The organism is Oleiphilus sp. HI0125 (assembly GCF_001635355.1).
Map to the genome: position 1 here is coordinate 1 of NZ_LWGF01000458.1, position 618 is coordinate 618.

The following is a 618-nucleotide window of genomic DNA, read 5'->3' on the forward strand; positions in this document are numbered from 1 at the left end:
GGCGTGATGACTGACCGTGCTGCTCGTAAAGCGGGTATCGGCGGCGAAGTTGTCTGTACAGTATTCTAAGGGAGGTTTGCATGTCTAGAGTTGCTAATAGTCCAGTTGAGCTTCCTTCTGGTGTTGAAGTTAAGCTTGCTGACGGCCAACTTGAAGTTAAAGGCGGTAAAGGCACACTTTCTATGGAAGTGAACCCTGCTGTAGAAATTACTCAAGATGGTTCAGTACTTACTTTTGCTGCAAAAAATGGCAGCAAATTCTCTCGAGCGATGTCAGGAACAACGCGTGCACTTGTTAACAACATGGTTGTAGGTGTGACTGCTGGTTTCGAGAAAAAATTACAGCTTATTGGTGTTGGTTACCGTGTTCAGGTTCAAGGTCAAAAATTGAATTTAAACTTGGGCTTCTCACATCCAGTTGAGTACGAATTGCCATCAGGTGTTAAGGCTGAAGCGCCTTCACAAACTGAAATCGTACTTAAAGGCGTTGATAAACAACAGCTTGGTCAGGTCGCTGCTGAAATCAGAGCTTACCGTCCGCCAGAGCCATACAAAGGCAAGGGTGTTCGCTATGCTGATGAGCACGTCAGACGTAAAGAAGCCAAGAAGAAATAGGTGA

At 45.5% G+C, this 618-nt stretch carries 2 protein-coding genes; both read left to right on the plus strand.

Annotation, left to right across the window (positions count from 1 at the left end):
* Positions 1-69 (plus strand): 30S ribosomal protein S8 (rpsH, locus tag A3762_RS25695; protein ID WP_156493284.1); only part of this gene is annotated, 69 nt, incomplete at its 5' end.
* A gap of 11 nt (positions 70-80) precedes the next feature.
* The gene (gene rplF, locus A3762_RS06060) at positions 81-614 is read left to right on the plus strand and encodes a 50S ribosomal protein L6 (protein WP_068475221.1); all 534 of its coding nucleotides are present in this window, start codon (positions 81-83) and stop codon (positions 612-614) included.
* Positions 615-618 lie beyond the last annotated feature (4 nt).